This window comes from Litoribrevibacter albus (genome assembly GCF_030159995.1).
Lineage (GTDB): Bacteria > Pseudomonadota > Gammaproteobacteria > Pseudomonadales > Litoribrevibacteraceae > Litoribrevibacter > Litoribrevibacter albus.
Genome location: NZ_BSNM01000002.1, coordinates 360,178 through 368,288, shown reverse-complemented (window position 1 = coordinate 368,288; position 8,111 = coordinate 360,178). Strand labels below are relative to the sequence as shown.

The window sequence follows — 8,111 nt, the reverse complement described above, 5'->3', positions numbered from 1 at the left end:
GAGCGTGTACAGAAGATAGTGGTGCAGCGATCGCAGCTACTAGAGCCAGCTTTTTGAAACCTTTCATTGTGTAACTCCTAATTATTATTTTTGAGTACTTTATAAGTAGAGTCTTTGTTAACTCTTACATCCAGTTTAACGAACTATTCGTTCCATAAAACCCAACAATCAGCGAAACAAACCAAATATTCCCCGACCTCACACCCCAACCTTTCGATTGAACCCCACCATTTCAGCGTCAAAAAACACAATTCCTGTCGTCGCAGAACAAAAACAAGCAAATCAGTAACACAAACCATCCAAAATCGTAACAACCACCACACAATCAAACCAAGTTCATAATCAGCACGCACAAAAAAACCGCCCGAAGGCGGCTTTTTCAACATAAGAAGAGCTTTAACTTAAGAAACCTTCTGAAATTCCTGTACTGCTTTTAGTGCCTGAGTTCGGTTTTTAACCCCTAACTTGTCATAAACATTATGCAAATGCCATTTGACTGTTCCGAGAGATACAAAAATTCGATCACTGATTTCCTGATTTGAAAGCCCATCAGCAGCAAGCTCTAGAATTTGCTTCTCACGTCCCGTTAGTGAGATCTGCTGATCATCCAACTCTATTTGACCTTTCATTTGTTTCGCATGAATGGCTTTCTCAAGTTTTTCGACATACGAGACAAGATCAGAGTCATGGAACAAACCGGAGTTTTTAGAAGATTCAATAAATACCAGCAATGCTTCAGGAAGCTCAGCCAACGCACGAAGGTAGCCTTGTTCACTAGCAGCAATAATCGCATTTCTGAAGAAAGTCATTGAGGCTTCTTTATTGTCATTCAACCAGTGATACATTGCAGACAATAGATTTTCAGTACCAGAACGACTTACACCATCATCTCGCTCAACGTCATGACCAAGCAAATCAAATATTGCGCGAAGCTCTTGAATAGACTGCTTATGCCAAGCCACTCGTGAACGAGCTGTAATCACCCAACCATAACCAGACAGATACGGTGAAATTCCGATTTTCGGCAACACGCCTTCTTGCGCTAAACACCATTCCGCACGATCAAAACGACCATGATCCATAAGGAGCTGTGCTTGTGCCGCACGACAAATACGCCACGCACGCTGCTGTCCGCGTTGTTTATATTGATTTAGTAAGCGCTCTAACTCATCTAATCCAGAGTCTTCATCTCTGAACCACGAAACCAATCGACTTCTTACCGCATACAAACGCGCCTGCAAGAAACTGGATTGAATCATACCCTCTGCGATAGGACGACGATCTTGTAACATGTCCCATGCTGTTTGAAGTTTATTACCTTCAAAATTCAGAAGTGCATTAACCAAGCGATACCACTCAGCAATACCAACAACATCTTTTGTGCTTTCTAACTTCGCTATCTCAGCCTTTGCAGCCTTCAACATACCCGTTTCATAGAAATGGTACGCTCGAATCGCTGTAATAAGCTGATTCATAAAGTTGCCTTTCAATTCAGAAGAGAATCGCTCAGCTGAGCTGATATTATCACCACACTCTCCTGGGCGACCTTGCAACATTAAAATCACTGCCGCAAGAAGATTAAATTGCGCTGAAAGCCAAGGGTCTAGCTCATCAAAATACGGCTGAACTTTGGCGATACTAACATTGGCACTTTCTAAGTCGTCGTTTCGTAGATTAATAAGAATAGAAAGAAGATAGCAGATGGCTTCGCGCTCAGAGATACCTAGCGGTTGATGTTTCTCATCCTGCTGCATTAATCGGAGTAGTGCACGCTCTGCTTCTTGATCATAACCATCACGAATCAACACCCAAATTCGCACAAGCTGTAAACGTGGATATTGGAGTGTAATATCACGTGGTATTTGTTTGATCCATTCAAAAAGCTGAACGGCATAAGCCTGATTCAATAAATCAAACACACACGCACTGATCAAACTTGCAGCCATTTCATAATCACGCGCAGCAAATGCATGCTCAATGGCTGCAACACTGTGATTATGCGTACTGAACCACATACTGGCAGAAAAATGCAGTTGAATCAGGCTCTCAGGTTCATCAACCATCAAACGCTGATGCAGGAATCGACGATATAAAGGATGAAACTTGTATTGGCCAAAGCCTGTTGGCTCTATAAAGAGTTGCTGCTCATTGAGCCGCTCCATCATGGCATCACTTTCATTATTACCACTCAACGAGGTATATAGTTGACTGGTAAATTTCTCAACAATTGAAAGTTGCTTCACCGCGCGCTTTGTTGATTCTTCTAAATGCTGATAGGCATCATCGGCAAAATAGCTTAGAAAATCTGGATGTTGGCCAAAATATTCTTCAAAGCTATCTATAGACAACTGCTCCTCATCAGAGATATGACACAGCGCGTTAGACGCTAATACCAAACCTGAAGTCCATCCATCTAGCGCCCGAATCAGATCATCACGCTTTTGAGGTTTAATTGGTGCTTCAATCGCCTCCAAAAGCTCACGACTTTGCTCTGCTGAAAACTTTAAATCAGCGTATTTATATTCAGCCAACTTACCTTTAGAACGGTATCGGCCGACACTTAACTGCGGTCTATGTCGACTGGAAATACATAAATGAACATTGGACGGCATATGAGCCAAGAAAAGAGAAATTGCAGCCGTAAGAATGGGACTTTCAATCAAGTGAAAATCATCAATAAAGCAGTAAATTGGATCTTCAAATTCTTCCAAGTCGGCAATCAATTGCTCAGCCAATCTCAAAAAGCTGACTGAAGGCTCATCCTCAAACCGACGATAAGATGCATCTAGATCCGGCCAGATATACGGCTCAGTACGTTGAAGTGACGCGATTACATAAGAAAAGAAACGAACAGGATCATTATCATCCCGAGAGAGACTTAACCAACATACCTTCTCATCTTTAGCGATCAAATCATGATACCACTGACTTAGAACTATCGATTTTCCAGTCCCGGCAGGAGCAGTAACCAACGCCAAGGTTGTATGTGGTTTATTAAACGGATTCTCTATATTTGAGCGTTGTAAATAATAGGGCTCAATGGGAACCGCTTTAATCTTGGATTCAATCAGAGGTAATTGGGAAATTGTTTTTCTCAGTTCACTTAAACTGAATACAGATTCTGGGCTACCAACCATTCGCCACCCTTATATGAGCATCATTCCAAGAAGCTAGAGCAAAGGCCTCAGCGTCTTAGTAATGTAGATAAATTAATTATTATTGTTCTTGTGTGTCTTATATTGGGCCCGGGCCACATAAAACATAGAGCAACATGTTAGCACAGGCGGAACATCCCCAAGGGGGTCTTAATATTACCAAATGTAATTTGGAGGTACAGTTCACACTTTAAATTACATCAAGAAATCGATATTAGGTAGCAGATGCCATCAGCCCTGCGCTGACAAATTTGGCTAAATACGAGATCATATCCTTAAATTGGCTATCTACGGATAAATCATTAGCCGCCATCGCTTGCAAAGAATCCACACTGGACATAGTGAATGCTAACGTCCCCAACACAAAGTGGATACGCCAGAACCATTCAATAGGCGTCATCTCTGGACACGCAGTTTTCAAAGTTCTCATGAATGGCTTAAAGACATCCGAATAGTGCTCTTTTAAGTAATTACGAAGATGTCCCTGCGCTTGAGCATAGGCTAAGCCCATCAAACGCATAAAAACCGCCACACTCTGATCATTTCTTTCAGCAACAACCTGAGCAGAAGAGGCCAATACCGCAATCATGTGCGCAATATCGATGTTCTCCTCCCCCACCTGCTGTATATAGGCAGAGAGCTGATCTTTAAATTCGCGACTGAATGGCGTTAAGAATCGAGAGAAGGTTGCTTGAATTAAAGCTTCTTTTGAGCCGAAGTGATAATTAACTGCTGCGAGATTTACCCCAGCTTTACTGGTGATCATTCGAAGAGATGTCTCAGCAAAACCCCGCTCTGCAAACAACTCTTGTGCGGCATCTAGTATTTTATCGACCGTATTTCCGTTGGCCATCACTGCGTCTCCGTTAAAAACAACTGTTTAAAACATACGTTTGAACACAATACATGTCAAGGAAAGGAAACAAGAAATTACTATCAGATTAGAATGTTCAACCTAGAATACCAAGCTAAGAAGGACGGATAAACGTCTGTCTATCGGGAATCCCACCCAATAGACAGATAGAAAATAGAGGAAAAAGAAGGAATAACGATCAGAAATAGTAAGTTAAACTCAGCTCGACATAGTCGTCATTCATCAAAGAAGCCAATTTATCTTGCGACTCGCCAGCTTGCAGCCCCAATAGAGCCTCTTGCATGGTATCCGGAGCTTTGTCTCCCCCAAACCACGTTCTGCCCTCCACTGCAATCGCAAGTGAATCAGACAATCGCTGGTTGTATTCCAACCCTATGGTTTTTTCCGAGCTACTTGGATCAACTATAATACCGGCCAACAGCTCACTATCATTAATATCGTTGAATGCCAAACGCCATCCAACAAACCAGTCATCTTCAAATACAGCCAAAGGATCATCCTTGCCACGGCTGTCATAGAGATACTCAGCAATCCACCCCAAATCCATTGGGGTTTCGAAGATCCCCACTTGTGTATACTCAAACCCGCCGACCAAAGACTCAAAATCACCATCCGAATCAATTCCACTTCCGGATGGATAATCAAATCCACGACGATGTATCGCTTCTAACTTGAACAGCCATGCTTCGTAGACGTGTTGCAAATCAAAACCTACCTGAGTGATAACCGGGTAATAAGGTTCAAGTTCAGGATTGGTTAAATCATTGTTAAACACTAGTAACGGCTCTCTACTCGTCCCCGAAAAGAGATAAATGCCGATATCGGTTGAATCGATGGTTTGAACCCAACGCGCAGCCCAATCAATTCGAGAGGCTTCTTTTGAAGACTCATAATGAGTTGAATCGCCATCAACCGGAATAAAAGTACGAAAACGGCCATCCTCACCAGGGAAGGTACGCTCTCTGAACCCTGCAAGCATAAAGACATCCAGGATACCCGACTCAAATTCAAATGACGTATTGATCATTGGTTGACCCAATTTGTCTTCTTGATCAATAGCGCTCACCAAGTCGGTCTGGTTAATCACATCGACCAGATGACGTGACTCAGTCACTCCCCAAAACACCTTATGAATACCGGCCCTTAGCTCCCATCCATCGCCAAGATGATTCCAATACGCTTTCTGCAAATCAATCAGGTTTCTTTCCGGGTCCTGCTGATCTACCCTCAGCTTTGGCACAACAATGAAGGAATCAACGCCCGACTCAAGCTCATAAAAGAAGTCACTTTCATATTCCAATGAGAAATCAGAGCGCTTTTGGTTCATATCGCCATCATTAAAAAAGCCGCGCCACTGTGCCGTGAGTTCATGAGTCAACTCATAACCCATAACCGTTGAGGAGAAGAACGAAGAAATACTCAATAAAGCAGTAGTAGATACCGCAGAAATGACGTGCTTAAACAAGAGATACCCCTATTCATTATTATTAATTCCAGGCCCTCGTATCTTCGGAACTATTGATTGATATGTCAACTAATCTACTGTTTCGTTTCAACAAAATTTCCGCTACACATTTACTCCTTTTAAAATATACTGTATACATATACAAAACTGTATAAAAGGTCAGGTCATGATTAAATTAACCAAGCGTCAGCAGGAAGTTCTCGATGTCATCAAGGCTCATATCGACGAAACAGGGTATCCCCCAACTCGAGCGGAAATAGCAAAAACCTTAGGCTTTCGTTCAGCCAACGCCGCAGAAGAGCATTTAAAAGCACTGGCCAAAAAAGGCGCCATTGAAATGATGCCAGGCACCTCACGCGGATTGCGAATTCCAGGTTACGATCCAAACCTTTCATCATCCAATGATGAACCAGAGCAGATTCAAGGCATTCCTGTAATTGGCCGAGTAGCTGCGGGTTCACCTGTATTAGCTGAAGAACATGTTGATCATATGTGCCCGGTACAACCTGAGTTTTTCAATCCTCCAGCTGACTATCTGCTTAGGGTTCAAGGGCTTAGTATGAAGAATGTAGGCATTCTTGATGGAGACTTACTGGCCGTACACAAAACTCAAAATGTCAGAAACGGTCAGATTGTCGTAGCTCGAATTGGGGACGATGTCACCGTCAAGCGACTTGATCGTAAAGGTAATATAGTCCGACTGATTCCGGAGAATGAAGAGCTCGATGATATTGTCATTGATACCAACGAAGAACCTGTATTTATTGAAGGGTTAGGTGTTGGCGTTATCCGCAACGGCGATCTTTAAGATATAAAATACGAGCCTGGCGCGAAGAAAACAAAGCAAGCTCAAGGCTTGCTTTGTTTGATACATCTGTTTCTTCTCACCCTTAAACTGGCCTAGTACGCCTTGTAGTGCATTAAATCCCCGGATATTGGGCATTCAAAATCGAGCTCAACTAGGTCTACTTGCATCCGATCCCGATCAGTATTACCGGAAATGTATTCATCTCCCAATACTTCATGTCCGATCTCCATGAAGTAACAGCAAATGTCTTTCGCATCACCTTTCGTTAAATAAAGATCCAGTACAGTACTCTTTGTATGTTCAACATATTTAACCGGCTCATAACGCCCTGCCAGTTCATAGTCTTCTGTTTCTACAGAAACGTCTCCACCAGTCTCAATCGCACCCGCTACCTCAATGCGATATTTAACTTTAAGCTCACCTTTTTCTTGCAGTTCAGTGAAGGTAGAGGCAGCTCTTCTGTGATGAACAATGAGCAAAACCCCTTTGGAATCATCCGCCAATTCATACATCAGGTAGGCTTCGCGCTCAGCTTCAAAGGTCTGATCCGCCAGGCGTAGAAGCGATAAATGATCACCAAACAACTCACCCTCAATTGGCATACCAGAAGGTTTCATCCAAACGCTGTACTGTAATTGATCCGTTAATAACTCTGCGGGGAAAGGTTTACGGTTTAAATAATCTTCGTCGTAATAGACCTCAACCTTATCGCCAATTTTTAATTCAGCTTGGGCTTTACGCAAGCAGCTACGCTCCCCTTTACGCTCAAGGAAAACAGCCCCTTTTTTCATCGCATCTTTAATTTTTGATTTGGAAAGCTGATCAAAATGCCCCCAGAGAAACTCAAGTGCATTCAATGAATCCAGTTCAGTCACTTCCAATTCCACTTCAAAGTGCATAGCCCGTCCTTTAATTTGTATGATCGCTGTTTATGGGTAATGGGTGTTTATGTAAACCGTTTAAGAGCAAGACGTTTTAATGTCAAAGCATAGTATGGCGGCATTTTACTGAAAATCAGTCACTCAGAGAACGGCTAACCGAACAATTAGGTGAGCAAAAATGCCGTTAACACTCTGCTTTACTGGACAGAGAACAACTAATGAACCATAAATGTAGACATAACTTATACAGAACGACAAACAAATACAGTACGACCCGCAGAGAATCAATTAACACATGGACGATATCGCAAAAGTTATTTCTTATTGGTTTGGTGAATTAGACTCCGACGGCTTTGCTCTTGATCAGAATAAAAACAAATGGTGGTCTGGCGGCAATGACATCGACATTGAAATCAGTCATCAGTTTGGGCATTTAGTCGAAGAAGCCTTAAACCGGGGCCTCAAAGAATGGAAAGACTCAAGCTCTGGTCGACTTGCTTTAATCCTATTACTTGATCAGTTCACACGTAATATCTATCGGGGAACAGAACGTGCCTTTGCCGGCGACAGTCGTGCTCTCAAATTATGTAAACTAGGGCTTTCAGAAAAAACCGATTTGGAATTACCTATTGAGCATCGAGTGTTCTTTTATATGCCGTTAGAACATTCAGAGAGCCTGGAAGATCAGGAACTTTGTATTCGTTTGTTCACCTCCCTAAAACGTGAAAGCCCACAAGAAAAACATCCTTTGCTGGACAGCTATGTCGGTTTTGCTGAACAACACAGAGACATCATCAAGCAATTTGGACGGTTTCCCCACCGTAATGAATCACTAAAACGTGTCAATACGGCCGAAGAAGAAACGTATCTGAACGGGAAGGCCCATCGCTTTGGTCAATAGGCTGCAATGCTGCCACTGTTTTTGAAT

At 42.6% G+C, this 8,111-nt stretch carries 6 protein-coding genes; 2 read left to right on the top strand and 4 right to left on the bottom strand.

Features of this window, described 5'->3' with window-relative positions:
• Nucleotides 1–401: 401 nt before the first annotated feature.
• The 3 genes from QQL66_RS01735 to QQL66_RS01725 all read right to left on the bottom strand — a co-directional run bounded on the left by QQL66_RS01735 (nt 402) and on the right by QQL66_RS01725 (nt 5,494).
• Complete coding sequence (locus QQL66_RS01735) at nt 402–3,137, bottom strand: LuxR C-terminal-related transcriptional regulator (protein ID WP_284378036.1); 2,736 nt, start codon at nt 3,135–3,137, stop codon at nt 402–404.
• Nucleotides 3,138–3,369: 232 nt separating this feature from the next.
• Nucleotides 3,370–4,008 carry a TetR/AcrR family transcriptional regulator gene (locus tag QQL66_RS01730; RefSeq protein WP_284378033.1) on the bottom strand — a complete coding sequence of 213 codons (639 nt, stop codon included), beginning with the start codon at nt 4,006–4,008 and terminating at the stop codon, nt 3,370–3,372.
• Nucleotides 4,009–4,207: 199 nt separating this feature from the next.
• Complete coding sequence (locus tag QQL66_RS01725) at nt 4,208–5,494, bottom strand: hypothetical protein (RefSeq protein WP_284378030.1); 1,287 nt, start codon at nt 5,492–5,494, stop codon at nt 4,208–4,210.
• Between the two features lie 166 nt (nt 5,495–5,660).
• Here QQL66_RS01725 and lexA point away from each other — a divergent pair, with 166 nt between their 5' ends.
• A complete protein-coding gene (gene lexA, locus QQL66_RS01720; RefSeq protein ID WP_284378028.1) occupies nt 5,661–6,302 on the top strand; it encodes a transcriptional repressor LexA in 642 nt (213 codons plus the stop codon).
• Nucleotides 6,303–6,394: 92 nt separating this feature from the next.
• Here lexA and QQL66_RS01715 read toward each other — a convergent pair whose 3' ends face one another.
• Nucleotides 6,395–7,201 (bottom strand): pseudouridine synthase, encoded by an 807-nt coding sequence (locus tag QQL66_RS01715; RefSeq protein ID WP_284378026.1) that lies wholly within the window; start codon nt 7,199–7,201, stop codon nt 6,395–6,397.
• A 277-nt stretch (nt 7,202–7,478) separates the two neighbouring features.
• Here QQL66_RS01715 and QQL66_RS01710 point away from each other — a divergent pair, with 277 nt between their 5' ends.
• A complete protein-coding gene (locus QQL66_RS01710; RefSeq protein WP_284378025.1) occupies nt 7,479–8,084 on the top strand; it encodes a DUF924 family protein in 606 nt (201 codons plus the stop codon).
• Nucleotides 8,085–8,111: the final 27 nt, after the last annotated feature.

Bases quoted from the DNA above. Each gene is read 5' to 3' on its own strand.
- QQL66_RS01735 (WP_284378036.1), bottom strand. From the start codon at position 3,137: ATGGTTGGTAGCCCAGAATCTGTATTCAGTTTAAGTGAACTGAGAAAA.
- QQL66_RS01730 (WP_284378033.1), bottom strand. From the start codon at position 4,008: ATGGCCAACGGAAATACGGTCGATAAAATACTAGATGCCGCACAAGAG.
- lexA (WP_284378028.1), top strand. From the start codon at position 5,661: ATGATTAAATTAACCAAGCGTCAGCAGGAAGTTCTCGATGTCATCAAG.
- QQL66_RS01715 (WP_284378026.1), bottom strand. From the start codon at position 7,201: ATGCACTTTGAAGTGGAATTGGAAGTGACTGAACTGGATTCATTGAAT.
- QQL66_RS01710 (WP_284378025.1), top strand. From the start codon at position 7,479: ATGGACGATATCGCAAAAGTTATTTCTTATTGGTTTGGTGAATTAGAC.